Raw genomic sequence first — 26,547 nt, forward strand, 5'->3', positions numbered from 1 at the left:
AATGATATTAATAAGCTCTTTGATTGTTGCCTTCTTTCCAGTTAACAAATGCTTTATTCACGACCTTATTACCTCCGGGAGTAGGATAATTGCCAGAAAAATACCAGTCGCCGGTATGATTAGGACATGCAACATGCAGGTTATCCAATGTCTGATAAATCACCTCCACTTCGGCATCTATGTTTTCGGGAGTAATAATTTTCGTAATCTGGGCAGAGATTTCCTGCTGTTTAAACGGTCTGTAAATATCTTTCACATGATTTACAATTTCCTCCTTAGGCAATAAAAGCGAAGCTTTACATTTTTGATATACTTCTTCTATGATATGTTCCATTCCTCTTTCCTTGAGTAATTGGATAGCTGCTTCAAATGCAACGAACTGACCCATTTTAGACATATCAATACCGTAACAGTCAGGATACCTGATCTGTGGGGCTGATGAAACAATGATGATCTTTTTTGGATGCAGCCTGTCTATGATCTTAATGATGCTTTGTTTTAGTGTTGTGCCTCGAACAATAGAATCATCAATTGCAACCAATGTATCTGTGTTATTTTTGATCACACCATATGTGGTATCATAAACATGGGCTACCATGTCCTGCCTGTCCGCATCCTGGGTGATGAAAGTCCTCAGCTTCACATCTTTAATGGCTAGTTTCTCTACTCTTGGATTCATAGAAAGCAATTCGTCCAGCTGTTCATCTGTCAAACTGTCTTTGCGATGCAGTAAGGCGTCTTTCTGTACCGCCCGTATATAAGCATGAAGCCCTTCAACCATTCCATAAAACGAGACTTCAGCAGTATTAGGGATAAATGAGAACACCGTATTTTTCAGATCTGCACTTACAGCATCCAGTATCTGTTTGCAAAGCAGCGCTCCAAGGTGTTTTCTTTCTCTATAGATCTCCGCGTCACTACCCCTTGAAAAATAAATCCGCTCAAAAGAACAAGCTCTTTTTTCCTCAGGTTCCCTAAATATCTCCTGGCTGACTGTACCATCTTTTTTAACAATTAGCGCATGACCGGGTTGAATTTCCTTAACATCTCTGAACGCAATGTTAAAAGCCGTCTGTATCGCCGGCCTTTCCGATGCTGCAACGACAATCTCGTCATCCTGATAATAAAATGCAGGTCTGATACCTGAAGGGTCACGCAGGATAAAAGCATCGCCGTTTCCGACAATACCGGAAATGGCATAACCGCCATCCCAATTCTTTGCAGAACGTTTCAGGATTTTTGCTATATCCAGATTTGCAGAGATTTTTTGTGTGATCTGTACGTTATCAAGTCCTTCTTTTTTGTACTCATCAAACAACTCCTGATTTTCATCATCTAAAAAGTGACCTATCTTCTCTAAAACTGTTACGGTATCCGCCTGTTCTTTCGGATGCTGTCCCAATTCATACAACTGCTCCAGCAATTCATCTACATTAGTCATGTTAAAATTGCCGGCGATCACCAGATTACGGGTCATCCAGTTATTTTGGCGAAGGAAGGGATGGCAATTTTCTATGCTGTTTTTACCATGTGTTCCATAACGGAGATGACCCAGCAATACTTCGCCGATAAAAGACACATTTGATTTCAGCCATTCTGTATCCAGCATTAATTCAGGTTTCTCATTCTGAATGTCAACAAATTTGCTTTGCACATAGCCAAAAATATCTGCTACAGCATTTTGGGCCATTGAGCGGTACCGGCTAATGTAGCGATGACCAGGTTTTACATCTAATTTAATGGTTGCAATCCCAGCTCCATCCTGCCCACGGTTATGCTGCTTTTCCATCAACAAGTAAAGCTTGTTCAATCCATAAAGTGCAGTCCCGTATTTTTCCTGGTAGTATGAGAGAGGTTTTAAAAGGCGGATAAAGGCTATACCGCATTCATGTTTTATTGAGTCACTCATTAAGTGTGTTATTTGAGCCGCAAATTTACCGTTAAAAATAATCAGAACCTAGAAAGAAATAGAATCTTTCATTCAGATTATAATTGGCTGGAATTGTGGCTTACATGCCTGGAGGACACATCTGAACCAAAAAAAATAGAAGCATGTTTATCGAAAAACACCTGATCACCAGAGGTATAAAAGTTACGTTTTGCATCTTGTCCTAGTTTTTGGGTGATTTCCGGATGCTTTTGAAGATATTTGGACAGACTATCGGCTACAATATCGCCCTGGCCTAAAAGAGTTACTGTGCCATCAGCAAGGAACGTTCTTATTTTGGGGATAAGCAATGGATAATGTGTACAGGCCAAAAGCAGGCAATCAATGCGTTCATCTTTAGCCATGATCTCATTGATGTATTTCTCTACAAAATAATCCGCGCCAGGATCAAGGTGTTCATTATTCTCTACCAATGGCACCCACATAGGGCAGCTCTGCTGATGTACATTAATTTCCGGAAACAGCTTATTTATTTCTATTAGGTACGATTCTGAATTAATGGTACCTCTTGTACCTAATATCCCAATGGTTTTCGATTCTGTAAAATTGCCTATTACCTCTGCGGTTGGCCTGATCACGCCAAGTACCCGGTGGTTGGGATATTTAACGGGGAGTACTCTTTGCTGAATAGACCGCAGCGCCTTTGCTGATGCCGTGTTGCAGGCTAGGATAACAAGGGGACAACCCTGGGCGAAAAGCCATTCCACACATTCGAGAGTATATTGATATACGGTCTCAAAAGAATGATCTCCATACGGAGAACGGGCGTTGTCCCCCAGATATATATAATTATACTGAGGCAGTTTCTTTGCTATTGACTTGAACACAGTTAAACCACCGTAACCTGAATCAAAAATGCCAATAGATTGTCCTGCGCTCATATAAAAAAGGGACTGAATTTTATCATTCAGTCCCGCAATTTAAAATTTTAATTTCAATTATTTTTTGGGAGCCGCAGCTGGAGCTGCTGCAGTTGCACTAATACCTAATTTTGTTTTTACTAAAGCAGTGATGTCTTCACCACCGTCAAAAAATACCAAAGCAGGATTAGCTGTATCAAATACATATGCATATCCTTTTTCTTTAGACACCGCTTTTATTGCAGCATCTGCTTTTACCTGGATAGGATTAAATAACTCAGCATTTTTTTGTTCCATTTCCTGCTGCGCTTTATTTCTGGCTTCCTCAATACGTTTTTGAAGATCCTGCAATTCAATACTTGCAGTCTGCAATTCTTTATCAACGGTCTCCTTGTTGGCTTCACTTCTTGTTTTTTCCTTTGCCTGTGCAGCTTGAAGCTTAGTCTGATATTCAGCAATCATTTTGTCAATATCAGTAGTTTTTGTTTTTCTGAAGGTCTCCAGTGTTGCTTGCGCGGTTTTAACTTCCGGCATTGCCTGAATGATATCCGCGGAATTTAAATGCGCCAATTTTTGTTGTGCATTCGCAATGTTAGCAGAAAACAATAATCCTGCCGCTATAAAAAATGCGTTCATTAACTTTCTCATCTCTATTTTTCTTAATAATTGTTTTTTAATTTATCCCCTTGTATGTCTACTTTATTACCGATCCCGGCTTATATCCCAATCTTGTGATCACATCATTGCTTACATCATAGCTGCTGCTGGCATAGATCATCATTGTAGCCTCGCTGCTTTTATCAAAAATAAAGTCCAGAAATTTGGCCTTGGCTATCTCCCCTATTGCCTTTGTCACTTTATCCTGCAACGGACTTAACAATTTTGTTCTGGTTTGGAAAAGATCACCATCCGGTCCAAATATTTTACGCTGAAAATCTTTTGCCTGCTTTTCCTTTTCGATGATTTCGTTCTCCCTGCGCTTCCGCATGTCTTCAGTTAACAAAACCTGATCAGCCTGATAGGCCTTATACATTTTGTCAATTTCAGTAAAATTATTATCAACCTGTTGCTGCCATTGTTCAGATAAAACATTCAACTGATTCAGTGAAGATTTATACTCTGGTAAATGTTTGAGGATATATTCAGTATCCACATAGGCAAACTTCTGAGCAAAAGCACTTACCCCTGTAAAAAACAACAAACCTATTAAAATGTATCTTTTCATTTCCTTCAAGCATTAAATTAATTAAAACCGCCAAGTTGCTGGGCAATACTAAAGTGGAACTGTCCTTTGTTTGCATCCGCTATGCCAGGAATATTATCAAATCCGTAGCCATAGTCTATACCCAATAAGCCGAATATCGGTAAAAATATTTTTGCACCCAAACCGACTGACCGCCTAACGTTAAAAGGATTAAAATCACCAAAGTCATTCCAGGTATTACCTGCCTCAGCAAAACCTACAAGAAAGGCAGTAGCCTGCTGGCTTGCAATAACCGGGTATCTCAGTTCCATCACATATTTTGTAAAAATGGGACTTCCGGAGCTTTGGGCAATTCCTGGGTTCGATCCTACCGGAATTACTGAATTATTTGAATAACCACGCATAGCTATCAGTTCTGAACCCTGCAAGAAATCAAATCCCTGCATTCCATCTCCTCCTAATTTAAAACGTTCAAATGCCGATTGACCAACAGCTTTATTGTAAGATCCAAGGAAACCAAACTGGGCCTGTGCTTTAACTACAAACTTTCCGGCGAGTCTCTGGAACCATTGTGTTTCAAATTTCCACTTGTGGTACTCGGTAAATTTATAACGCTGTTTGTCCGGTGCTGTTGCATAGTTGATGTTATTTAACAATGAATACGGCGGAGTAGCTTGTATCGTAAATTTAAAGATTGAACCTTCAGTCGGGAAAATGGGTGAATTTCTGGAGTCCCGGCTCAGTTCCTGAGTTAAGTTAAAATTGTATGACGTACCGGTACTAAATAAGTATCCCGGGTAATTATTTAAGATATATTGCTGGATGTTAATCGAGTGGCTTAATTGAAAATAGTTGTCAGGGAAATTCAGTCTCCTACCCAAACTCACTGTTACACCATTCAAACGAATTTTCGAATATTGGCTGCTTGAGGGATCGATAGTACCGTAATAACTTCTTCCGCCATTAGATTGCAATGAAGTAAAGGCACTTACACCAAAGCTAACAGGTTTTTTACCTCCGAGCCATGGCTCAGAAAATGAAAAGCTATAAGACTGGTAGTATTTTCCATTGGTTTGTCCCCTTAAACTCAACTTTTGCCCGTCACCTTTTGGCAAGGGTTTATAAGCGTCAAGATTGAATAGATTTCGCAGGGAAAAGTTATTAAAGGTCAATCCGAGAGTACCTATAATATTTCCGCCACCAAATCCACCTGACAATTCCACCTGATCCGATGGTTTTTCTTCAACCGCATATTCTATATCAACGGTTCCATCTGCAGGATTAGGTCTTGGTGTAGGCACCGTTTTCGATTCATCAAAATTGCCCAGCTGACCGATCTCACGAACCGTACGGATCAACAGGTCTTTCGAGAATTTCTCACCTGGCTTAGTACGCACATCACGCAAAACAACCCTGTCATTGGTAATGGTGTTACCTTTTACTGTAATGCGGTTGTTCGTATATTGAGGCCCTTCATAAATTCTCATTTCTATCTCGACGGTATCGCCGTGTATTTTATTCTGGATCGGATCAATGTTAAAGGTCAGATAACCGTCATTAAGATAAACACTTGAAACATCATCTCCATTAGGACTGCCATTCAATTTCTTTGCTAGTTTTTCATCACTGAAAACTTCGCCTTTTTCAATGCCCAGAACCTTTTCCAAATAATCCGTAGTATATTTAGCGTTACCTGCCCATGTTATATTACCAAAATAATATTTCGGACCTTCAAAAAGATCGATCTTCACGCCTACAGATTTTTCGTTATACTGATACACGCTGTCCTTTAATATTACAGCATCCATGTATCCCCGTTCTTTCATCTTAGCGATCAGCTTTAACTTATCCTCTTCGTATTTCTCTTTACTAAATTTTCCTGATCCAAATATCTTGTAAAATGCCTGCTGTCTTGTTTTCTTCATAAACTTACGGAGCTTAGCCGAAGAGAAGTCCTTGTTACCTGTAAAGTTCACTTCATGTACCTTTACTTTTCTACCCTTATTGACGAATACCTCTAAGATCATCCCATTTTCTATAGTCGGATCCGGTTTGGTTTTATAATCAACAGATGTAAAAAAGAATCCTTTTTGCAGCAGATATTTTTTTATAGTTGCAGTGGTTGTGTTATACAGGTTATCATTAATGATTGATTTACCGCTCTTTTCATTTAGCTTTTCGAGAATATCTGTCTTTTGCGATTTACTGACGCCATTGATCTCAAAAGACCCCAACCGTGGCCGCTCTACTACACTAATATCAAAATACACGGTATCCTCTACGATCTTTTCTATATTTAGCTCTACATCATCGAATAATCCCTGTGCCCATAGATTTTTAATTGCATTGGAGGTGGCTTCTCCGGGAAGTATGACACGTTCTCCGGTTATCAGTTTCGACAAAGTTATAATTACATCCTTTTCTATGAACTTTGTTCCGCTCAGGGTTGTTCCACCAATAATATATTCTTTAGGATTGAAGTAATCCAGATCCAAACCATTTACTTTCAAAGAAGGGGGAGTGGGAGTGGCCTGAGGACGGGTAATTTGTGCTATAGCAGGCAAGCCTATCAATAGCATAAATATAAGTTGGTATATTCTTTTCATTTAAATCTAAAAATCGATGCTAAGTTAATTTAAACACATGTTAAAAAGTGTTAAAAGTCAAATTAGTTCAACTGTTCACTAATTTTACCAAATCGTCTTTCGCGTTTTTGGTAGTCTACTATCGCTTCAAAAAGGTCTTCCCTTCTGAAGTCCGGCCAGAGCGTATCTGTAAAATAAAGTTCTGTATAGGCCATTTGCCATAACAGGAAATTACTGACCCTATGTTCGCCGCTTGTTCTGATCATCAGCTCGGGTTCTGGCATATCAAATGTAGTCAGCTGAGCTGCAAAGCTTTTTTCATCAATTTCTTCTATTTTTATTTTTTGGTCAATTACTTGTTGCGCAAGTTTCTTCGCTGCGGTGACCAATTCCCACTTGGAACTGTAACTCAGTGCCAGGGTTAATGTACACCGGGTATTATCAGCGGTTTTTTCCATTGCACTTTTCAGATCATCGATACATTTTTGCGGAAGCGAAGCGATATCACCTATGGCATTAAGTCTGATGTTATTTTTAGTCAATGTGGCGGTTTCCTGGTTAATGGTCGATATCAGCAATTCCATTAAAGCGTTTACTTCTTCGGCTGGCCTGTTCCAGTTCTCAGTCGAAAACGCGTAGACGGTAAGATATTTAATGCCTATATCTGCACAGCCTTCTACAATATCTTTCACTGAAAGCACACCGCTTTCGTGCCCAAAATGTCTGATCTTACCCTGGTTTTTCGCCCAACGGCCGTTACCATCCATGATCACTGCAATGTGCTGAGGCAACTTATTGATATCGAGTTGTTCTTTAAATCCCATTAATTTGGTGCAAATATGCCTAAAATGTATAACATTTTTGGGACACAAAGGTATAAGATATGCCAATACCTACAAACATATATGTATCTCTTTTTCTAAAATCCCCTCTTTGGACGCCTGGTGCACCATATTGGGATAAAGAAGGATCGGAAAGCCTTTTTCTTGTTATAAGCAATTCAGGCGAATCGCCTTCAGGCCAGCTTGATGGAGCAGGGTATTTTCTACTTACGTCATCTAAATAGTCCGAATATGCTGTCCGGTATCCAATGCTGGTAAACAATCCCCAATTTTCTTTTAGCCGTACTTTTGCACCCGCACCATAAAGAATACTGAACGTATAGTTTTTATAAGGCGCCCCATCCCCTCCCTCTGTCTTATAATGCCGGACATTGTATTCCACGCTATCATAAGTTGCTTTGGGGTTGAATAAGACTGCACCAATCCCTGTGAAAAGATAGGGAGTAAACATCTTGGTTCCGCCACCTGCGAAATAATCAAAAAAATTAAAATCAACCTGCAGGCTAACTTCGTTCAAAGGCGTTTTAAAGTTAATATTCCGATCCCTGAACTGGCTGTTATCAGATCTGGCGTCATTGGCCTTAATCTTACCATAATTGTAGTGCAGCCCAACTGCCCAGTATGAATCCAAATTCATTTTAACATAAGCTGCTGCAGATAATCCACTTATTTTTAAGGGTTGTTTTTGATTGAGGTCTCCCATATATCCCGCACCGCCGGCGGCAATACCCAGTTCAACTGTCTGACCTTTTACACCAAAACCAATCAAAAGAAAAACAAGAAAATAAAATAGTCTTTGTTTGTTTAGCATTCTAGTAATTACGGGTATCAATACCCCAAAGTAATTTATTCCTTAACGTCGTCAGATAGCTTTCATTGTTTAAACGAATTAAATTCACGTGAAAACTTGCCTTGTTCAGGACAATTTTAACTGACCTGTCAACAGTTTCTGTTCTTGAATCGCAGGACACCAAAAATTTTGCACTCCGGGCCTCTATTTCAAACACCAAAGATACATCATCTGGTATGATTAATGGCCTTACATTTAAATTATGAGGAGCAATGGGCGTAATTACAAAATTCTGGGAGTTCGGATAGATAATAGGTCCCCCGCAACTTAATGAATATGCAGTCGAACCAGTTGGTGTGGCAATGATCAGCCCATCTGCCCAGTAAGAATTCACAAACTCATTATTCATGTAAGCATGAATAATCATCATCGCTGAATTGTCTCTTCTGTGAATCGTGATGTCATTAAGCGCAAAGTTCTCTTCACCGAATAGACCATGTTTAGATTCCAGGCTTAAAAGCGTTCTTTTATCCAGAGAAAACTCTTTCCGCTGAAGTGCCGTTATCGCTTTCCTGACCTCCTCTTTATTGATACTTGCGAGGAAACCCATTCTTCCAAAATTGATCCCGATCACAGGGATTCCGGAATCCCTGATTAAAGACAAAGTATCCAGTAAGGTACCATCTCCACCTAAGCTAATCAATACCTCCGCATGTTCAAGAAGCTCATCATGTCCGCTGAAGGTCTGAATGTTTTCCGGAAATCTGACTTTTTCTTTTATAAAATCCAGGTATTTTCCATAAACAGTGATGGGCGATTTTAAATCACTGAGTACATCAAAGACCTCCTGCACATAAGGTAACACACTGTTATTAAATTCTCTACCGTAAATTGCAATCTTCATTAAATAATTTTAGTGTTTAATGTATAATTATACATTTAAATAATTCATAAAAGAATTATACCTGTCATCGATACCATTATCTGATAAGGTACTGTTAAAAACAGCCTTTACCTGGTAATTATATCGCTCAAAAGAAGCGATAATACCGGAAAGATCCGTTTTATTGATCTTCAAAGTAATTTCCAGTTTGGTAGATTCAGGAAATGACTGAACATAGGAAGAAAGTATTTGTGCATTATCAGCTTCCACAATTTGGGCCATGTGCGCCAGCGAATTATTTCTATTGCCAATTTCCAAAACAATGATACCTCCGTATTCTTTAACCGCATAAATATCGGAAATGTACTCTAAAACATTATTAATGGAAATCAGGCCTAAATAGTTCTTTTTATAATCCAGCACCGGCACAACCGAAAGCTGGAGCTGATTAAATAATCTGATGATCTCGTAGACATGGGTATCTTCATAAACAAAAGGATTCATTATCGAAAGCGGCAGCCCCCCGATTGGCAGGTCGCCATCCCTGACTTCTATCAGCTCTTCCTCTGCAAGTAAGCCCAGAAATTGTGTTTCATTCACAATGGGTAAATGGTAAAGCTTGAACTCGGTCATCCTTTCCAAGGACTTCCGCACAGAGTCGGAGGTTTTTAGCGGGGGAATCGAATTGGATATGAGTTCAGATGCAACCATTTATTTGAGTAATATTCTATTTAAAAAGGTTTCCAGATACTGATTGAATTGAGCAGGCCTTTCCATCATCGGTGCGTGTCCGCACAAATCCACCCAGTTTAATTCCGAATTAGGTAAAAGCTCATGAAACTCCTCTGCAACGTCAGGCGGTGTAACCTTATCTTGTTTTCCCCATATCAAAGAAACAGGAATTGTTATTCTTGACAGATCCTTTGACATATTATGGCGGATGGCTGATTTAGCAAGGGCAAGAATGCGGATCACACGGGACCTTTCATTTACGCTTTTAAAAACCTCATCAACCAGTTCTTTTGTCGCGGTAGCAGGCTCATAAAAAGTAAATTCTACTTTTTCCCTAACGTAATCATAACTTTCTCTTCTGGGAAATGATCCGCCAAAAGCGTTTTCGTATAAACCGGAACTGCCTGTTAAAACCAATGCTTTTACATGTTCCTGGTGTGATGTGGTAAAAACCAGTCCGACATGCCCTCCAAGGGAATTCCCAATCAGTACGACCTGTCCCAGCTTTTTATGTTTTATAAATCTGTAGACATATTTAGAAAGGCTTTTTACGCCTAATGTAAGTATAGGTAATTCATATATCGGCAGTATGGGCACCAAAATGTGGTACCTGTCTTTAAAGTAATCTATAACAGCTTCCCAATTGCTCAATTCTCCCATCAAACCATGAAGTAATACCAGGGTCTCTCCTTTTCCAGCTTCGATATATTTAAACCCGTCATCTTCTATTACTTCGTATTTCATATTGATTTATGTGTAAGGTAGGCTACTAAGTTAGTAGACTAAAATTAATTTAATGTAATTTAAAACATTATTTATAAGAAAAGGGCTTAATTTGCAAATGTGTAACACAATTTATGCCAATTGTGCCTTGACAATCTCAGCAATTAATTTGCCGTCAGCCTTACCCGCCAGCTCTTTATTTGCCATCCCCATTATCCTACCCATATCTTTTATTGAATTGGCCCCGGAACTTTTAATGATCGCTGAAATAACCGCCTCAATCTCTGATCTGTCGAGCTGCTGAGGCATAAAGCTACTGATGACCGCTATTTCTTCCTCCTCAATCAGGCTCAGGTCTTCTCTTCCCTGCTGCCTATAAATATCAGAAGATTCCTTTCGTTGTTTGACTAATTTCTGAAGGATCTTCGATTCGGCCTCTTCATTGATCTCATCTGCTGAACCCTTTTCGGTCCTGGCAAGAAGGATGGCCGCCTTAATTGCCCTTAAGCCTCTCAGTCTGGCCTGATCTTTAGCCAGCATAGCCTGTTTTATTTCCTGATCTATTGTGTTTGCTATCATAAAAAATTAATTTCTTTCAATAATTGTTGCCGTAGCCTGTGCCGCAGGCATAATCAGCATATCATTTATATTTACGTGTGCAGGCCTGCTTACCGCAAACCAAATTGCTTCAGCAATGTCATTAGCATCCAATGGCTCCAGCCCGTCATAGACTTTTTTGGCCCTGCCTTCATCCCCTTTAAATCTAACCTTAGAAAATTCGGTCTCTACCAGCCCCGGATTTATTGCAGTTACTTTAATTCCATGAGGCAAAAGATCAATCCTCATTCCCTGATTAAGGGCATCCACTGCATGCTTGGTTGCACAGTATACATTGCCGTTTGGATATACTTCTAAACCAGCAATAGAACCTATATTAATAATATGTCCGCTTTTTTGAGCAACCATCCATGGCGACACGATCCTTGTCACATAAAGCAATCCTTTTATGTTCGTATCGATCATCGTATCCCAGTCTTGAATGCTGCCCTTATCTATCGGATCAAGTCCCTGACTCAGTCCTGCGTTATTGACCAGCACATTAACTTTCTTCCATGATGCGGGCAAAGTATCCAGCCTGTAAGACAAATCCTCCTGATCTCTGACATCTGCCGTTATTCGTTTAATCTCTATCGCGTATTTGTCTTCCAGGTACTTTGCTGTTTCAGCTAACAAAGCCTCTCTCCTGGCCAGCAATATGAGTTGATACCCCTGGGCTGCAAACAAGTGTGCGCAGGCTTTACCGATACCTGATGTAGCTCCTGTAATTAATGCAATTTTTGACATTACTGATTTCGTTTTTTTATTTAAGCAAAGCTATAATTTTTTAAATAGACACACTATTCAAAAAATAAACTGAAAGTCACATGACGCAGCATCAATTTATCAACTGGCGCCGCATACCGGGTAGGTTCGTCCTGTAAAATATCCTTTAGTGAATAAGACAACTTTATTTCCGGCGACATCTTAAAATATTCAAAGTAAAGGTCAAAACCTAAGCCCGCTTCATAGGATAGATAATTACGCTTATTGTTGATAAACTTCTCGGCCGGATCAGTGATCAGGCTATTGTTTGTTTTCTTCTTCGACGAAATGTCTGTAGTAAATTTAGCTCCGCCGAGCATATAAGCCCTAAAGTTATTTCTTCTGTCAGACTTAATTTTTATGCCCAGGGGAAATTCAACCAGCGTTGCCTGAGTTTTCTTCTCTATATTATTGGCAGCATTCTCATACTCATAGCTTAAAATGCGGTCATTAAAGACCAGGGTAGGCGTAAATCGTATATCAGAGTTCTCGTTCAGGCGTTTATTAACTACAAAGCCGATTCCAAATCCGGCAGATGGCACTGCAGTTATAGATTTTAATTTTGAAGGGATCAAATCAGGGTTATCCTGATCAATATAAGGCTCGCTCCTCCAGTTGTCTTTTTTCAGTATTTTAAATTCAGAAGAAACATATTGAAATGTAAAACCAAAATGCACATTGCTGTCATCTACCCCACCGCCCCAGTTTTGAGCTCTGGCAGGTCCCGCCAGCAATAAACATAAAATTATAAAAACTGGCTTTATCTTCATTTAATGCCGGTGTAAATTGCACTTATACCAAACGTCAGACGTTTGTCTTTAGTATCCTTAAAACCCACCTTATTCATTAGTGTCGTGAACTCCTCACCATCTGGAAAAGCAGCCACCGATTCCGGCAGGTAGGTGTACGCCCTGTTATCCTTCGAAAACAGTCTGCCTAAAAAAGGGGTAACATGCTTAAAATAGAAATTATATCCCTGTTTAACAGGAAACTGTTTAGGTTTCGAAAATTCAAGAATAACAATTTTACCTCCAGGCTTCAATACCCGGTACATATCAGCCAAACCCTTTTCCAGATTTTGGTAATTTCTGACGCCGAAAGCGACAGTTATCGCGTCAAAATGATCATTTTCAAAGCGCAATCCTTCAGAGTCACCGCTTTGCACCGAGAAGATGTTCTGTAAATTCCTGTCATGAATTTTTTTACGAGCAACATCCAGCATACCTTCAGAAATGTCGACACCTATTATTTTTTCAGGGCGCAGGATATTTATGGCCTCAAAAGCAAAATCTCCGGTGCCGGTTGCCACATCCAGCATAATTCGCGGTTTGATAGATTTAAGCTCCTTAATAGCCTTTCTTCGCCATAGGATGTCTATCCCTAACGACATAAAGTGATTTAAAAAGTCGTAGGTTCCCGATATATTATTAAACATGGCAGCGACCTGCTCTTTTTTTGTAGCGGTCTCTGACTGATAAGGTGTAATGTTTTCGTTCATGGATAGCGCAAAGATAAGTATTGTTGAAAACTAATTTTCTACCTTTGTCATATGATTATAAAATCAGCAACTTTTATTTGCAGCAATACCAAGATATCGGCACTCCCACCACCAAATATGCCGGAGTATGCTTTCATAGGCCGTTCAAACGTCGGAAAATCATCACTGATAAACATGCTGGTCAACCAGCATGGATTGGCAAAAACATCGCAAAGGCCGGGCAAAACGCAACTGATCAATCATTTTTTGATCAACGAGAAATGGTACATCGTAGATTTACCAGGATACGGATATGCCAAGGTCTCCAAAAGCAGCCGGGAAAACTGGGAAAAATTCATAAGGAACTACATCACAAAACGTGAAAGTCTGCAGTGTGTATTTGTGCTGATAGACAGCCGTCTGGAACCGCAGAAAATAGATCTCGAATTTTGCTGCTGGATGGGAGAGATCCAGATCCCTTTTGCCTTGTTATTTACCAAAGCCGATAAACAATCATCTGCCAAAACAGATAAAAATGTTGCAGCTTTTAAAAAGGCCTTAAAGGGATGGTTCGAAGAAATCCCGCCATACATGGTAACATCTGCTGAAAAAGGTCAGGGCAAAGACGAGGTACTCCAATTTATAGAACAGGTAAATCAAGACTTCGTGATGCCTGTGTTCACCCCAAAAGAATGACCGTAAAAAATGAAGAAATATCTTTCACTCGTACTATTCGCACATTCCATTTTTGCCTTACCCTTTGCACTGATCGGTTTTTTCCTAGGGGTGATCAGCACTCCAAATCCTTTTAGCTGGATGCTTTTTGTCCAGGTTTTGTTGTGCATGATCTTTGCCCGTAACTCTGCTATGGCATTCAACAGATTTCTGGACAGAAAAATAGATGCCAGAAACCCCCGTACTCAAATGCGGGATATCCCGTCCGGAAAAGTTTCATCAAATGAGGCACTGATATTCGTGATCATCAACTGCATACTTTTTATCATTACAGCAGCTTTTATCAATAGCTTGTGTTTCTATCTCTCTCCGGTTGCACTTTTTGTCGTGCTATTCTACAGCTACACTAAAAGATTTACTGCATTATGCCATCTGGTACTTGGCCTGGGACTTTCCCTTGCTCCGATAGGCGCGTACATAGCAGTTACCGGAGTATTTAGCATAGTGCCTGTCCTTTATTCCTTTGCCGTACTGTTTTGGGTTAGCGGCTTCGACATCATTTATGCATTACAGGACGAGGACTTTGACAGAAATGAACAGCTGCATTCGATTCCAGCCGCATTAGGAATAAATAACGCCTTAAAATTATCTGTTGTGCTCCATGTCTTATCGGCATTATGCATTATCCTGCCAATTTTCTATGCTACCTTTTCTTTCGGCTATTTTTATTATATCGGCGTAATATTCTTCTGCTTCATGCTCATCTATCAGCACCTGCTTGTAAAACCAAATGACATATCTAAAGTTAACAAGGCATTCGCAACCACCAACGGCTTTGCTTCGGTGATTTTTGCCGTCTGTTTTTTAATCGACATTTTTCTAAGAACAAATTTTAATTTTTAACTATGATCAACCTTACCATACCTAAAAAGAGAAGAGCGTACCTCCCCCAGGACCTTGAGATGAAATGGGACAATTTACAACCTATCCTCAATGAACTTTTATCCCGGGACATCGGCAATGTTCAAGAACTGGAAAAATGGCTAAAGGACAAAAGTGAAATGGAGGCAGCCCTTGAAGAGGATTTCGCCTGGAGATACATCAGGATGAGTTGTGACACCGGAAATGAGCAACTGGTTAAGGACTTTCAATATTTTGCCACAGAGATAGAACCGAAAATATCACCAATTGCCAACCAGCTCAATCAAAAGTTTAACGACAGCTCATTCATCGATGAGCTGGATCAGGAAAAGTATTTTGTCTTTATGAGGTCAGTCAGAAAAGCCATAGAAATCTATCGCGAAGAAAACGTCGAACTGCTGACCAAACTTCAGATAACCCAGCAAAAGTACCAATCCACTACAGGCGCAATGAGTGTAATGATCGACGATCAGGAATACACACTCGAACAGGCTGCAAATTTTATTAAAGATACTGACAGGAGTGTTCGGGAACATGCCTGGACAACTATACAGCAAAGGCGCCTGGTAGACAAAGATGACCTTAATATCTTGTTTGACGAACTTATTGCAATGCGTCATCAGGTCGCGCTGAATGCCGGGTTCGAAAATTACAGGGACTACATGTTTCAGGCGCTGGGCAGATTTGATTATACACCACAGGATTGTTATCAGTTTCACGAGGCAATAGAAAAACAGATTGTCCCGATCCTGAAAGAACAGGCAGACAAAAGGGCAGAACTATTGGGGATAGATCAACTGAAACCCTGGGACCTTGACGTAAGCACGACTGGAAAGGCAGCCCTGAAACCTTTTAAAAACGGGCAGGATCTGATCGACAAAAGCATAGACTGTTTTAGCGCAATAGACCCAAAATTGGGAGAAATGCTGACCATCATGAAGGCAAATAATCTTTTTGATGTAGAAAGCAGGAAAGGCAAAGCGCCGGGCGGTTACAATTACCCGCTGGCTGAGACTGGTGCTCCCTTTATTTTTATGAATTCCGCCAACTCCCTTCGCGATCTGACAACAATGGTTCATGAGGGCGGGCATGCCATTCACACTTTCTTAACCGCAGATCTTGAATTAAATGATTTCAAACATTGTCCGTCAGAAGTTGCCGAACTTGCTTCAATGAGTATGGAGCTCATCTCTATGGACAATTGGGGCATATACTTCGACAATAAAGAAGATCTCATCCGTGCAAAGAAAGAGCAATTGGCTGATGTGCTGAAGACGATGCCCTGGGTTGCGGTCATAGATCACTTCCAGCACTGGATCTATACCAATCCAGATCATAACGCAGCAGACAGAGAAGAAGCGTTCAAACAAATCTATACAAGGTTTGGGGCAGGTTTTGCGAATTGGGATGGCCTTGAGCACGAATTTGGAAATATTTGGCAGAAACAGCTCCATCTTTTTGAGGTTCCGTTTTATTATATTGAATATGCTATCGCCCAACTGGGTGCCATCGCCATTTGGAAAAATTACAAGGAGAACCCGGAACAGGCATTAAAACAGTATCTTGCTGCCCTGTCTTTGGGTTATAGCAAGCCAATAAATGAGATCTATGAAACCGCAGGGATCAAATTCGATTTCAGCCTGAGCTACATCCAGGAACTTGCATCTTTTGTAAAAGATGAATTAAATAAATTAGGTTAAGGATGCTGCAAAAACTATTTAGAAAGAAATCTATCGCCAAGATACTGGAGGATGCACAAAAAGGCTATGGTGATCATGAAACCTCACTGCATAAAACACTAGGGGTAAAAGACCTCACCGCTTTCGGCATAGCCGCAATTATCGGAGCCGGTATTTTCAGTACCATTGGCAAAGCCAGCGCTGATGGCGGACCCGCGGTGATATTTCTATTCATTTTTACCGCCGTAGCCTGCAGTTTTGCTGCTTTTGCATACGCTGAATTTACATCGATGGTCCCGGTCTCAGGGAGTGCCTATACGTATTCCTACGTGGCTTTTGGAGAACTCGTCGCATGGATCATTGGCTGGTCACTCATCATGGAGTACGCAATCGGCAATATTACAGTTGCCATATCCTGGTCAGATTACTTCACAGGGCTTCTTTCTTCCATCAAGGTCCCGGCATTAAATATAGACGGGATCCATCTGCCCGATTGGATGACAATGGACTACCTGACTGCCTTTAAGGGCCATGAACATGCCGATGCGTTGGTCAACGCCGGCAAAAACTACATTAATATTGAGGAAAACATCCGCATTGCCAACAACGCATGGGTCACCGCACCGAGAATTGGTAACTTTCACCTGGTAGCAGACCTTCCTGCGCTGGCTATCATTATATTTATTACCTGGCTGGTCTACCGTGGAATGAAGGAATCCAGAAATGCGAGCAATGCGATGGTCATTGTAAAACTTGCAGTCATATTGTTGGTGCTTTCTGTAGGGGTTTTTTATGTTGATACTTCCAATTGGAATCCTTTTGCTCCAAATGGGGTATCCGGAGTTTTAAAAGGTGTCTCGGCAGTATTTTTTGCATATATAGGCTTCGATGCCATCTCCACTACAGCTGAAGAATGTAAAAACCCACAAAAGGATCTCCCCAGAGGAATGATGTGGGCCATTATCATTTGTACCATCTTATATGTATCTATTGCACTGGTTCTAACAGGTATTGTAAACTACAAGTTCCTCGCCGTAGGAGACCCGCTCGCATTTGTATTTGACCAGATCGATTTGAAACTAATGAGCGGAATTATTGCCGTAAGCGCTGTTTTTGCTATGGCGAGCGTTCTGCTGGTATTTCAGATGGGGCAACCAAGGATATGGATGAGCATGAGCCGTGACGGTCTGCTCCCAAAATCTTTCGCTAAAATTCATCCAAAATATAAGACCCCCTCATTCGCAACCATAGTCGTCGGTTTTGTTGTCGCTGTGCCTTCTCTTTTTATGAACCTCACTATAGTTACTGATTTATGTTCTATTGGAACCCTGTTTGCTTTCGTTTTGGTTTGTGCGGGTGTACTCGTGCTGCAAAACAAACCAGATATCCAAAGAGGCAAATTCAGAATCCCATTCATAAGTTCCAGGTATATTGTCCCATTTATTGCCGTTGCAGGAATTGTGATTGCATTTGCCTTTTTTTCCAATGAAACATCAGCTTTTCTGTTTAATAAGCCAAAAGCATACGAACCATTAACTTTTATTACTGCTTTAAATAATCAGGAACTTGATATCATAAAAAAAGAGATTAAAGCTGAGCAAATTAAACTAAACAGCATAGAGCAGCACAGTGATGCCGAGGCCTATTTAAATTCACTTTCCGCAGAAAGATATAACGAGTTTCTGAAAAACTCTTCAGTTGACCAATCTAAAAAATACGAAAGCGGATGGGGCTTGTTCAAACACAAAATTCCAATGTGGATATTCCTGTTGATTTGCGTGATCATTAGTTATTACAGCATTACCAAAAGTTTGTCGCTCATCCCTGTGCTTGGTTTGATCAGCTGTTTATATATGATGTGTGAACTCGGGATATCGAACTGGATAGGTTTTACAGTCTGGCTGGTTATAGGACTAGTCGTTTATTTCTTATATGGCTATCGTCACAGCAAGCTAAACATCAAAAAAGTGTAGAATATATTCCTCAAAAGACAGATTTTTTTGAGGAAATAACATTTATTTTAAAAAAAGTTCCACATATTGAGAATATATCTCTACATTAGAGTTATTGAAATAACAATGTTCATGAATGGACATTTGTTAAGTTGCCCTCCTAATTATCCCTATAATTGCCTGGTTGGAAAACCGGCAATAAGGCTCCTCCCCGGAGCCTTTTTTATGCATTGATTTTTGAATGGCCATTTATACCGGTAATCTGTTCATTTCTATATCGTCAGGTGTCACAAATATAAGCGGCACCTTTTCTACGTCAACATAACTTGAATCCAGCCCAAAACTTCGCTCTTCCGAAAGACTTAACTTTTTCAAAACAAAATAATAATCCATAATAGTCTGTTCATAAAAGCTAAGCTTTGAAAACCTCGACAGGTGCTTTTCAAGCAGTACAAACCTGAAATCTCCTGCGATTTTATGTTTATTTAATGAAGTATATTGGCTTGTAATATCTACTTCTCCATTTTTGACCAGTTCTTCGATCACTTTTCTGTACAGCAGGTTTACCCGTTGCTCCACTCTAAAACCCAGCTTAAAGTCTATCCTAATCAGTTTACCGGGGATTAGGAATTCCACCTTATAGTCTCTTGTAAAAGGCTCATCCACCACGTCTACATGCACCAACCAGTAGATATCCGCACGCTTGGGCTCCTTTTGGATAATGGAATATATAATCTTCGATTCAATCTCAGTCTTAAAATTAGCGCTGGTAAGGTAAACAAGCTGAGAAGAATACTTTGGGACAGAGGTGTCACAGCTCAGTTCATTAATGATCTGATAGTAATCCTCTATTTCAACATATTTAACAAAACGGTTCTTGATTTTTCTAGCCACATACCAGCTCCACATCACAGTAAATAACAATGATCCTATCATTACGGTCACCCATCCTCCATGAAAGAACTTGGCCATGTTTCCAATCAGAAAAGTTGATTCCAACAATCCATAGACTATTAAAAAGATAACAATGATGTATTCTGGGATCTTCTTACGCTTCATATAAGCTGCTATCAGTATCGTCGTTGCCAGGAAGGTAAGATTTATAGCCAAACCGTATGCACCCTCCATCTTGGAAGAACTTCTGAAGATCAGCACAATTGCAATACACCCAGCCCACAAAATCCAATTGATAGAAGGAACGTAAATCTGTCCCTTTTGATTACTTGGGTAATTGATCCTGACTTTGGGCCAGAGATTTAGCCTTACTGCTTCTGATATCAATGTAAAAGACCCCGTGATCATCGCCTGACTGGCAATCACAGCAGCGCATGTTGCCAGGCCAACAAGAAATAGCAAATATTGTTCCGGCATCATTTTAAAGAATGGATTATCGTGAACATCATAATTTCCATGCTGTAAAGCCCATACCCCTTGTCCCAGATAATTCAAAATCAGCATTAGTTTTACAAAGATCCAGCTCACCCTGATATTTTTACGGCCGCAATGCCCCATATCTGAATACAATGCTTCTGCTCCCGTTGTACAAAGGAAAACCCCGCCCAGAATGAGCAACGCTAAAGGATTATTGATGAGAAGGTTAATCGCATAATACGGATTCAAAGCTTTAAGGATAGTGAGATCCTGAGCTACAAAATAAAGGCCCAATACACCCAAGGTACCAAACCATAAGAACATCACAGGTCCAAATAGCTTACCGACCAGGTCTGTCCCAAACTGCTGTATTACAAACAACACTGTAATAATCGCAAGCACTATAGGAATCACCTGAACTTCCGGAAACTTCAGTTTAAGCCCCTCAATAGCTGACGTCACAGTAATACTTGGAGTGATGATTCCATCTGCGAGGAGCGCACAGCCGCCTATTACCGCAGGTAAGACCAGCCATTTAGCATTTTTTCTGACCAAGGAATATAAAGAAAAAATCCCGCCCTCACCTTTGTTATCTGCTCTTAAAGTAATGACAACATATTTAACAGTTGTCTGCAGTGTGAGTGTCCAGATGATACAGGATAAAGCGCCAAGTACGAGATTTGAATCAACGGCCTGCCCCCCTGTTACAGCGGCATTAAAAATCGCTTTTAAAGTATATATAGGAGACGTACCGATATCACCGTAAACAATCCCTAAACTTACAAGTAACCCTCCGGCACTAAGTGTATTTAAATTTTTATGATTTGACACTTTCTTAATTTTTTACGGAGCAAAACTACAAATAAAAAAATGACCTAATGAACTGCGGTCTTTGATTTTATTTAAACCCAGCCATTCTATTTCCAACTGCGAAAGCTCATGCAAACGTAATAACTTGTTAAATATTGTTAAAAATCTGACTATCGAACAAAATCATTGATTATATTGTTTTATTATTTATATTTTTGGGCAATCATCAATATATGAGCAAGACAAACCAAATAGCGCTTCTCCTTAATTTCTTTTGCATAATATGCATGAGCACTTTAGGCAGCCTTAGTGTTTTTGCCCAAAAACCTGACAGTTCCATAAACAGCATAAGGTCCAAGAGAATTAACAAAACCCCTCAAATTAAGGCCAGCGTACCTAGTTACAGACCTAAATATGGTTTAGGCTTTATACAATACAGCGACCTGATCTCCAGTGCTAAGACCATCCCGCAAAACCCTGCTAAAGCAGAGAAAATTCTGACGGTATTAAAAGTTTATCCAAATCCGGTAGATGACCAGATTAACCTCATCTTGCGCCTTGATCGTGAGTCAAATCTGTCTGTAAAGGTGATGGACCTGCTGGGTAACGAAGTTGTTACGCTTTCCAATGAGCGTATCCAGTCAGGAGAACAGACCAAAAATTACACCATCCCCAACCGTTTGAACACCGGCATTTACTTTCTAAAAATAGTTGCCGGAGCTGAAACCGTAGTCAAACGCATTTCCGTTTTATAACCTTCAAATGATTGTTCCTCTGGATTAGAATGAATACTTTAGCGATATTCGCATTATAAAAGTATAAAATGAAAATTATTGCCATAGGACGCAATTACGCAGCACATGCTAAAGAGCTCAACAATCCCATACCCGGCAGTCCGGTCATATTCCTTAAGCCGGATACAGCTGTTTTAAAAGACAATAAACCTTTTTATCTTCCTGATTTCTCTTCCGAAATTCACTACGAACTTGAAGTAGTGCTAAAAGTCTGCAAGGAAGGAAAGTATATTTCAGAAAAATTTGCTTCAAATTATTACGAAGAATTGGGACTTGGCATTGACTTTACAGCCCGCGACATTCAAAATGCACATAAAGAAAAGGGGTTGCCATGGGAACTGGCCAAAGCGTTTGACAACTCTGCAGCCATCAGCAATTTTGTACCCAAATCCAGCATTAGCAATATTTACGAGCTGGACTTTGAACTTCATATTAATGGTCAGACCAGGCAGAATGGCAATACGAGGAACATCCTGTTCTCCTTTGAAAAAATCATCTCTTTTGTATCTCAATACATTACGTTGAAAAAGGGCGACCTGATATTTACAGGAACGCCGGAAGGAGTAGGTCAGATACACCAGGGCGATAAGCTCGAGGCTTGGCTCTCTGGACAGCAACTACTTGATTTTGATATAAAATAGATTTAATGATCAGACTAAATTTAATACTGGGGTTGATTATACTTGGGATTACAGGAGTAAGCGGGCAGCAGATTTTCAGCGACAGCAAATATCCTCTGGTTGATTTCCGTTCTCCCCTTGCCATTGTACCACCTGCCCTCGCGGGCTCCTTTGGTGAACTTCGTGCCAATCACTTTCATTCAGGGATTGACTTCCGGACAAACCAGCGCCAGGGTTATCCGGTTTATGCCATTGCTGACGGCTATATTTCGAGATTGCGCGTTCAGAACAGTGGTTTTGGCCTGGCCCTCTACATCAATCATCCCAACGGTTACACTTCTGTATATGGGCACCTGCAACGTTTTAGCCCTAAAATAGCTCAACAGGTAAAATCCATTCAATATCAAAAGAAATCATATGAGATCGATGAATTCCCAACTTCATTGCTCATTCCCGTTCACAAAGGAGAAGTAATTGCTTATTCCGGTAATACTGGCAGTTCTGGCGGCCCGCATCTTCACTTTGAGATCAGAGATACCAGGACAGAAGCCACTATTAACCCACAACTATTCGGGATCGACATTCCTGATAATATTCCCCCGGTTATTTATTCCATGTATGTCTACCGGCTGAATAAAAAACCGTTTAACGAATTTACGCCAAAACAATATTTCCAGGTATTGGGTGGATCAGGGAATTACCGGCTTAACAGTGTCAACACCATTAATCTGAGCGGAGAAGTCGGCTTTGGCATTGTCACTACCGACAGGCACAATGGCGCATCTGGCCTCAACGGTGTTTACTCCATAGAACTGGAGCTGGACGGCGGTCTTGTATATGTTTCTTCCTTGGAGAAATTTGAATTTGAAAATAGTAAGGGTATCAATTCCCACATTGATTACCCCACCTATTTAAATACCAGGAGGTCTATACAGAAGAGCTTCGTCGATCCCGGTAATCCGCTTAAGATTTATAGTAACCTGGTAAATAATGGCCGGATCGAATTCACAGACGGCAAACTGCATCAGCTAAAATATACCGTTACAGACTCCAGGGGAAATAAAAGCACACTGGCATTTCAGGTACAGGCCGACAACAAAGCGACGATAAACTCGCCTGAAACCGAAACAGGAGAGGTCTTTTCATATGCCACAGCCAACGAATTCAGCAATCCGGACGTCAAAGTAATATTCCCAAAAGGCACACTCTACAACGACCTGAACTTCATTTATAAGAAACTCCCTAAGCCAGCAACAAATGCTTACTCTGCCATCCACCAGATCCACAATAAGTTTACACCATTACATACAGGTTTTCAACTCTGGATCAAAGCCGATAGTACTTTAGGGAAATACACCGACAAAGCAATAATTGTAAATACCGGAAGGGTCTCACAAGGGGGATATTTTGAAGATGGCTATGTAAAAGCCACTCCAAGAAGCTTCGGCAGTTTCTTTATCGCAGTTGATACCATTCCTCCGTCGGTTAATCCTGTTAATGTAACTAATGGAAAGCGACTCAACGGTATTAGCAAAATGACTTTTAAGATCAGGGATAACCTTTCAGGCATCAAGAGCTTTAATGGCTACATTGACGGGCGTTGGGTGTTGATGGAATTTGACACCAAAACTGCCTCTTTATGGCATACTTTTGATAACAGCACCTCACCAGGAAAACATATACTTGAACTCATTGTTTCCGACATGAAAGATAACAACAGGAATTATTCAATTACCTTTTACAAATAAGTAAGTATATGAGCGAATTAAAAGAAGGCCAAAAGGCCCCCGATTTCACATCCAAAGACCAGAACGGCAATACCGTTTCCCTTGATCAGTTTGCAGGGAAAAAGGTGGTGCTTTATTTCTACCCTAAAGACGATACTCCGGGTTGTACTGCTGAAGCTTGTGATTTCAGAGACAATTACCAGGGATTGACGGCTCAGGGCATCGTCGTTCTCGGGGTAAGTGTAGACGATGAAAAATCCCATAAGAAATTTGTAACCAAACACAGTCTGCCGTTTACACTACTTGCCGATACCGATCATCAGATCGTGACGGCCTATGGAGTATGGGGTGAGAAAAACATGTACGGCAAAACCTATATGGGGACCATCCGTACCACCTTTATCATTGATGAAAAAGGCATCATCAGCCACATTGTTAAAAAAGTAGACACTCAAAACTCTACCGCCCAGGTATTGGAACTACTGAAATAACTTTTTCTTTAACAGTCTGTTGATCTTTTCATATAGCTCACTTGCTTGAAAAGGCTTGGATATGTAATCATTCATTCCAATGGCCATGCACCGTTCCAACTCTCCTTTAATGGTATGAGCGGTCATGGCTACAATTGGGACCTCTCCTTTCCCCATGCCCATTTTTCTAATATTTACAGTAGTTTCATAACCGTCCATCTCCGGCATTTGCAGATCCATCAGGATAATATCAAAATCGGTATTCCAATACTTATGAAGCGCTATCTTTCCATTTTCAGCAACACTGGTTTCAAAGCCATGTTTTTTTAACAGTTTTAGTACCAGCAGTTGGTTGATCGCATTATCTTCAACGATAAGCACCCTCACTCCATTTCCCGCATCAGACAGCGGTAATTTTCGACGGCTTTCCTCATGATCAACACCCGACAGGTCATCAGACTTCAAAAAAGGCAGTCTGAACCTGAATTCAGAACCCTCTCCAGGCTGGCTGCTTACAGAAATGCTACCGTTTTGCAGGGTAACCAGCTGTTTTACTATGCTCAACCCTATCCCGGTCCCGCCAAACTTGCGCGAAGTATCACTCACAGCCTGCTCAAACACATCAAATATTTTGTCTTGCTTTTCCAACGGAATGCCTATACCAGTGTCCTTTATACCAAATTCAATCACTACCTGTTTGTCACTTTCCTCGACTGGCATCACATTAATAAGCACCCCGCCCTTCTCGGTGAATTTAATTGCATTTGAAGTCAGATTCAGCAGGATCTGATTGAGTCTTACCGAATCGCCATAGATAATCTCCGGCACACCTGCATCAATGCTATAGGTCAGGTTTATATTTTTGACTCCGGCACTAGACTCGGTCAGCATAAAAATAGAATGAACTGTCTCGGTTATGCTAAAAGGCATTGCCATAAAATTGATCTCCCCTGCTCCAATTCTGGAGAAATCAAGAATATCATTAAAAGTCATCAGTAAATGATCGCCTGACTTCAAGATCATCTTTAAGGATTCCTTCTGATCCTCTGTAACCAAAGATTCTTCCAAATGCCGGGCAAAACCTAGTATGGCGTTCATTGGCGTACGGATCTCATGGCTCATGTTGATCAGAAAATGTTGCTTGGCTTTCTCCGACTGCTCCGCACGTTCTCTTTCAATGATGAAGTTCTGTTCCGTCAGTTTCAACTCCTCTATATTTTGACCAAGTGTAGCTGCCATTTCGTTAAATGCCGTGGCCAGAATCCCGATCTCATCTTTAGAATAAACAGGGACCTGCTGCTTAAAATCCCCCTTCCTGATATTACCGGCCCCTTCAACTATAGCGTCAAGACCTTTCTTAAGGTTTTTATTGATGGATATCGCGAGCAAAATAGTTACTGTACCGATGGTCAATGACAGCGCCAGAACCATCTTTAGTACCAATGCTTCCAGCCATCTGGCCCCCTCACCTAAAGTAAAAGAGAAATCATCTTCCAGTTTAGTAAGCTCGCCATTGATCCTGTCTATGTCTTTCAGCAACACAGCTATTTCGATTTCACTAGCATCAGCAGCGACCAGGGTATGAAGTCTTTCACCAATGCTGACCAATTCTTCAAGTGCGGGCTCGGCATTTGCCCATGCTGTGAAAGCTTTTTTAAGGTAAAAAACATTGTGAAACCTTCGAAGGAGCGTCATCATTCCGTCAATGTCGTCCGGATGGTTTCTGCCCCTCAGCAAAGCCTGCCTTGCAATATTAAAATCGGGATTTGCCTTTTCAAGTTCGATCCTGGCAGCTTTATCACCATAGGGAACAGCTAAAAAACTCTTAAATTCCAGGTAATCCTTTTCATTATGGGTATGAGCATATTCCCGAAGGTTCATGATCGCATCTTTTTGAGCTTTAGACCAAAGCCCCTCACCGCCTACATAAGACCGAACAGCTGAAAGCGTAGTTATCGAAAACCACAAGGTACACAACTCGATAATAATCAAAAGCGCAGTGAAGCCAATCGTAAAATACAATTTGCGGGAAATTGATATATCATTCAGTGTACCACTGAAGGCTGAGAACATACGACAAACCGTTAATGATGTGAAGCCCTAAAATTCACATCATTAAAAG

24 protein-coding genes are annotated in these 26,547 nt (G+C 40.6%); 8 read left to right on the forward strand and 16 right to left on the reverse strand.

What is annotated here, in order from left to right; translation table 11 throughout:
- Positions 1 to 7: 7 nt before the first annotated feature.
- The 14 genes from QEP08_RS12895 to ubiE form a co-directional block, all read right to left on the reverse strand.
- Positions 8 to 1,909 carry an amidophosphoribosyltransferase gene (locus QEP08_RS12895; RefSeq protein ID WP_285058579.1) on the reverse strand — a complete coding sequence of 634 codons (1,902 nt, stop codon included), beginning with the start codon at positions 1,907 to 1,909 and terminating at the stop codon, positions 8 to 10.
- Between the two features lie 77 nt (positions 1,910 to 1,986).
- On the reverse strand, positions 1,987 to 2,829 hold the full coding sequence (murI, locus tag QEP08_RS12900) for a glutamate racemase (protein WP_285058581.1): 843 nt from the start codon (positions 2,827 to 2,829) through the stop codon (positions 1,987 to 1,989).
- A 57-nt stretch (positions 2,830 to 2,886) separates the two neighbouring features.
- Positions 2,887 to 3,456: an OmpH/Skp family outer membrane protein gene (locus QEP08_RS12905; protein ID WP_285058583.1), complete on the reverse strand. Its 570-nt coding sequence runs from the start codon at positions 3,454 to 3,456 to the stop codon at positions 2,887 to 2,889.
- A gap of 46 nt (positions 3,457 to 3,502) precedes the next feature.
- Entirely contained in the window at positions 3,503 to 4,033 is a 531-nt protein-coding gene (locus QEP08_RS12910; RefSeq protein ID WP_285058585.1) for an OmpH/Skp family outer membrane protein, read from the reverse strand.
- Positions 4,034 to 4,050: 17 nt separating this feature from the next.
- Complete coding sequence (locus QEP08_RS12915) at positions 4,051 to 6,618, reverse strand: BamA/OMP85 family outer membrane protein (RefSeq protein WP_431844613.1); 2,568 nt, start codon at positions 6,616 to 6,618, stop codon at positions 4,051 to 4,053.
- A gap of 62 nt (positions 6,619 to 6,680) precedes the next feature.
- Positions 6,681 to 7,421, reverse strand: a complete 741-nt coding sequence (gene uppS, locus QEP08_RS12920; protein WP_285058587.1) for an undecaprenyl pyrophosphate synthase — start codon at positions 7,419 to 7,421, stop codon at positions 6,681 to 6,683.
- 19 nt (positions 7,422 to 7,440) lie between these two features.
- Positions 7,441 to 8,250, reverse strand: a complete 810-nt coding sequence (porG, locus tag QEP08_RS12925) for a type IX secretion system protein PorG (RefSeq protein ID WP_285058589.1) — start codon at positions 8,248 to 8,250, stop codon at positions 7,441 to 7,443.
- A gap of 1 nt (position 8,251) precedes the next feature.
- The gene (locus tag QEP08_RS12930; RefSeq protein WP_285058590.1) at positions 8,252 to 9,133 is read right to left on the reverse strand and encodes an NAD kinase; all 882 of its coding nucleotides are present in this window, start codon (positions 9,131 to 9,133) and stop codon (positions 8,252 to 8,254) included.
- A gap of 27 nt (positions 9,134 to 9,160) precedes the next feature.
- A complete protein-coding gene (locus QEP08_RS12935) occupies positions 9,161 to 9,823 on the reverse strand; it encodes a CBS domain-containing protein (protein WP_285058591.1) in 663 nt (220 codons plus the stop codon).
- Positions 9,824 to 10,588, reverse strand: a complete 765-nt coding sequence (locus QEP08_RS12940) for an alpha/beta fold hydrolase (protein ID WP_285058593.1) — start codon at positions 10,586 to 10,588, stop codon at positions 9,824 to 9,826.
- A 111-nt stretch (positions 10,589 to 10,699) separates the two neighbouring features.
- Positions 10,700 to 11,146 (reverse strand): GatB/YqeY domain-containing protein, encoded by a 447-nt coding sequence (locus QEP08_RS12945; RefSeq protein ID WP_285058594.1) that lies wholly within the window; start codon positions 11,144 to 11,146, stop codon positions 10,700 to 10,702.
- Between the two features lie 6 nt (positions 11,147 to 11,152).
- Positions 11,153 to 11,911, reverse strand: coding sequence for an SDR family NAD(P)-dependent oxidoreductase (locus QEP08_RS12950; RefSeq protein ID WP_285058596.1), 759 nt, complete (start codon positions 11,909 to 11,911; stop codon positions 11,153 to 11,155).
- A 53-nt stretch (positions 11,912 to 11,964) separates the two neighbouring features.
- Complete coding sequence (gene porT, locus QEP08_RS12955) at positions 11,965 to 12,699, reverse strand: type IX secretion/gliding motility protein PorT/SprT (RefSeq protein WP_285058597.1); 735 nt, start codon at positions 12,697 to 12,699, stop codon at positions 11,965 to 11,967.
- Complete coding sequence (gene ubiE, locus QEP08_RS12960; protein ID WP_285058599.1) at positions 12,696 to 13,427, reverse strand: bifunctional demethylmenaquinone methyltransferase/2-methoxy-6-polyprenyl-1,4-benzoquinol methylase UbiE; 732 nt, start codon at positions 13,425 to 13,427, stop codon at positions 12,696 to 12,698. The genes porT and ubiE overlap by 4 nt, the downstream gene beginning before the upstream one ends.
- A 51-nt stretch (positions 13,428 to 13,478) precedes the next feature.
- On the opposite strand from ubiE, the gene yihA reads away from it, so the two are divergent.
- From yihA to QEP08_RS12980, 4 genes are read left to right on the forward strand one after another with little or no spacing between them, the layout of a single operon-like run.
- Positions 13,479 to 14,102, forward strand: a complete 624-nt coding sequence (gene yihA, locus QEP08_RS12965) for a ribosome biogenesis GTP-binding protein YihA/YsxC (protein WP_285058601.1) — start codon at positions 13,479 to 13,481, stop codon at positions 14,100 to 14,102.
- A gap of 9 nt (positions 14,103 to 14,111) precedes the next feature.
- Positions 14,112 to 14,984: a UbiA-like polyprenyltransferase gene (locus tag QEP08_RS12970; RefSeq protein WP_285058602.1), complete on the forward strand. Its 873-nt coding sequence runs from the start codon at positions 14,112 to 14,114 to the stop codon at positions 14,982 to 14,984.
- Between the two features lie 2 nt (positions 14,985 to 14,986).
- Positions 14,987 to 16,702, forward strand: coding sequence for a M3 family oligoendopeptidase (locus QEP08_RS12975; RefSeq protein WP_285058604.1), 1,716 nt, complete (start codon positions 14,987 to 14,989; stop codon positions 16,700 to 16,702).
- 2 nt (positions 16,703 to 16,704) lie between these two features.
- Positions 16,705 to 18,654, forward strand: coding sequence for an amino acid permease (locus tag QEP08_RS12980; protein ID WP_285058605.1), 1,950 nt, complete (start codon positions 16,705 to 16,707; stop codon positions 18,652 to 18,654).
- 228 nt (positions 18,655 to 18,882) lie between these two features.
- Here QEP08_RS12980 and QEP08_RS12985 read toward each other — a convergent pair whose 3' ends face one another.
- Positions 18,883 to 20,835, reverse strand: coding sequence for a KUP/HAK/KT family potassium transporter (locus QEP08_RS12985; RefSeq protein ID WP_285058606.1), 1,953 nt, complete (start codon positions 20,833 to 20,835; stop codon positions 18,883 to 18,885).
- A 266-nt stretch (positions 20,836 to 21,101) separates the two neighbouring features.
- On the opposite strand from QEP08_RS12985, the gene QEP08_RS12990 reads away from it, so the two are divergent.
- The 4 genes from QEP08_RS12990 to bcp all read left to right on the forward strand — a co-directional run bounded on the left by QEP08_RS12990 (position 21,102) and on the right by bcp (position 24,446).
- Complete coding sequence (locus tag QEP08_RS12990; protein WP_285058607.1) at positions 21,102 to 21,569, forward strand: T9SS type A sorting domain-containing protein; 468 nt, start codon at positions 21,102 to 21,104, stop codon at positions 21,567 to 21,569.
- A gap of 68 nt (positions 21,570 to 21,637) precedes the next feature.
- Complete coding sequence (locus QEP08_RS12995; RefSeq protein ID WP_285058608.1) at positions 21,638 to 22,249, forward strand: fumarylacetoacetate hydrolase family protein; 612 nt, start codon at positions 21,638 to 21,640, stop codon at positions 22,247 to 22,249.
- A gap of 5 nt (positions 22,250 to 22,254) precedes the next feature.
- Positions 22,255 to 23,976: a M23 family metallopeptidase gene (locus QEP08_RS13000; RefSeq protein WP_285058610.1), complete on the forward strand. Its 1,722-nt coding sequence runs from the start codon at positions 22,255 to 22,257 to the stop codon at positions 23,974 to 23,976.
- An 8-nt stretch (positions 23,977 to 23,984) separates the two neighbouring features.
- Positions 23,985 to 24,446, forward strand: a complete 462-nt coding sequence (gene bcp, locus QEP08_RS13005; protein WP_285058612.1) for a thioredoxin-dependent thiol peroxidase — start codon at positions 23,985 to 23,987, stop codon at positions 24,444 to 24,446.
- Here bcp and QEP08_RS13010 read toward each other — a convergent pair.
- The gene (locus QEP08_RS13010) at positions 24,435 to 26,498 is read right to left on the reverse strand and encodes an ATP-binding protein (protein WP_285058613.1); all 2,064 of its coding nucleotides are present in this window, start codon (positions 26,496 to 26,498) and stop codon (positions 24,435 to 24,437) included. The genes bcp and QEP08_RS13010 overlap by 12 nt on opposite strands.
- Positions 26,499 to 26,547: the final 49 nt, after the last annotated feature.

The sequence above is a fragment of the Pedobacter ginsengisoli genome, assembly GCF_030244015.1.
Classification (GTDB): Bacteria; Bacteroidota; Bacteroidia; order Sphingobacteriales; family Sphingobacteriaceae; genus Pedobacter; species Pedobacter ginsengisoli.

Bases quoted from the DNA above. Each gene is read 5' to 3' on its own strand.
- QEP08_RS13010 (WP_285058613.1), bottom strand. From the start codon at position 26,498: ATGTTCTCAGCCTTCAGTGGTACACTGAATGATATATCAATTTCCCGC.
- QEP08_RS12945 (WP_285058594.1), bottom strand. From the start codon at position 11,146: ATGATAGCAAACACAATAGATCAGGAAATAAAACAGGCTATGCTGGCT.
- QEP08_RS12895 (WP_285058579.1), bottom strand. From the start codon at position 1,909: ATGAGTGACTCAATAAAACATGAATGCGGTATAGCCTTTATCCGCCTT.
- murI (WP_285058581.1), bottom strand. From the start codon at position 2,829: ATGAGCGCAGGACAATCTATTGGCATTTTTGATTCAGGTTACGGTGGT.
- QEP08_RS13000 (WP_285058610.1), top strand. From the start codon at position 22,255: ATGATCAGACTAAATTTAATACTGGGGTTGATTATACTTGGGATTACA.
- bcp (WP_285058612.1), top strand. From the start codon at position 23,985: ATGAGCGAATTAAAAGAAGGCCAAAAGGCCCCCGATTTCACATCCAAA.
- yihA (WP_285058601.1), top strand. From the start codon at position 13,479: ATGATTATAAAATCAGCAACTTTTATTTGCAGCAATACCAAGATATCG.
- QEP08_RS12990 (WP_285058607.1), top strand. From the start codon at position 21,102: ATGAGCACTTTAGGCAGCCTTAGTGTTTTTGCCCAAAAACCTGACAGT.
- porT (WP_285058597.1), bottom strand. From the start codon at position 12,699: ATGAAGATAAAGCCAGTTTTTATAATTTTATGTTTATTGCTGGCGGGA.
- QEP08_RS12935 (WP_285058591.1), bottom strand. From the start codon at position 9,823: ATGGTTGCATCTGAACTCATATCCAATTCGATTCCCCCGCTAAAAACC.
- QEP08_RS12995 (WP_285058608.1), top strand. From the start codon at position 21,638: ATGAAAATTATTGCCATAGGACGCAATTACGCAGCACATGCTAAAGAG.
- QEP08_RS12905 (WP_285058583.1), bottom strand. From the start codon at position 3,456: ATGAGAAAGTTAATGAACGCATTTTTTATAGCGGCAGGATTATTGTTT.
- QEP08_RS12910 (WP_285058585.1), bottom strand. From the start codon at position 4,033: ATGAAAAGATACATTTTAATAGGTTTGTTGTTTTTTACAGGGGTAAGT.
- QEP08_RS12970 (WP_285058602.1), top strand. From the start codon at position 14,112: ATGAAGAAATATCTTTCACTCGTACTATTCGCACATTCCATTTTTGCC.
- QEP08_RS12915 (WP_431844613.1), bottom strand. From the start codon at position 6,618: ATGAAAAGAATATACCAACTTATATTTATGCTATTGATAGGCTTGCCT.
- porG (WP_285058589.1), bottom strand. From the start codon at position 8,250: ATGCTAAACAAACAAAGACTATTTTATTTTCTTGTTTTTCTTTTGATT.
- QEP08_RS12975 (WP_285058604.1), top strand. From the start codon at position 14,987: ATGATCAACCTTACCATACCTAAAAAGAGAAGAGCGTACCTCCCCCAG.
- uppS (WP_285058587.1), bottom strand. From the start codon at position 7,421: ATGGGATTTAAAGAACAACTCGATATCAATAAGTTGCCTCAGCACATT.
- QEP08_RS12950 (WP_285058596.1), bottom strand. From the start codon at position 11,911: ATGTCAAAAATTGCATTAATTACAGGAGCTACATCAGGTATCGGTAAA.
- QEP08_RS12930 (WP_285058590.1), bottom strand. From the start codon at position 9,133: ATGAAGATTGCAATTTACGGTAGAGAATTTAATAACAGTGTGTTACCT.
- QEP08_RS12940 (WP_285058593.1), bottom strand. From the start codon at position 10,588: ATGAAATACGAAGTAATAGAAGATGACGGGTTTAAATATATCGAAGCT.
- ubiE (WP_285058599.1), bottom strand. From the start codon at position 13,427: ATGAACGAAAACATTACACCTTATCAGTCAGAGACCGCTACAAAAAAA.
- QEP08_RS12980 (WP_285058605.1), top strand. From the start codon at position 16,705: ATGCTGCAAAAACTATTTAGAAAGAAATCTATCGCCAAGATACTGGAG.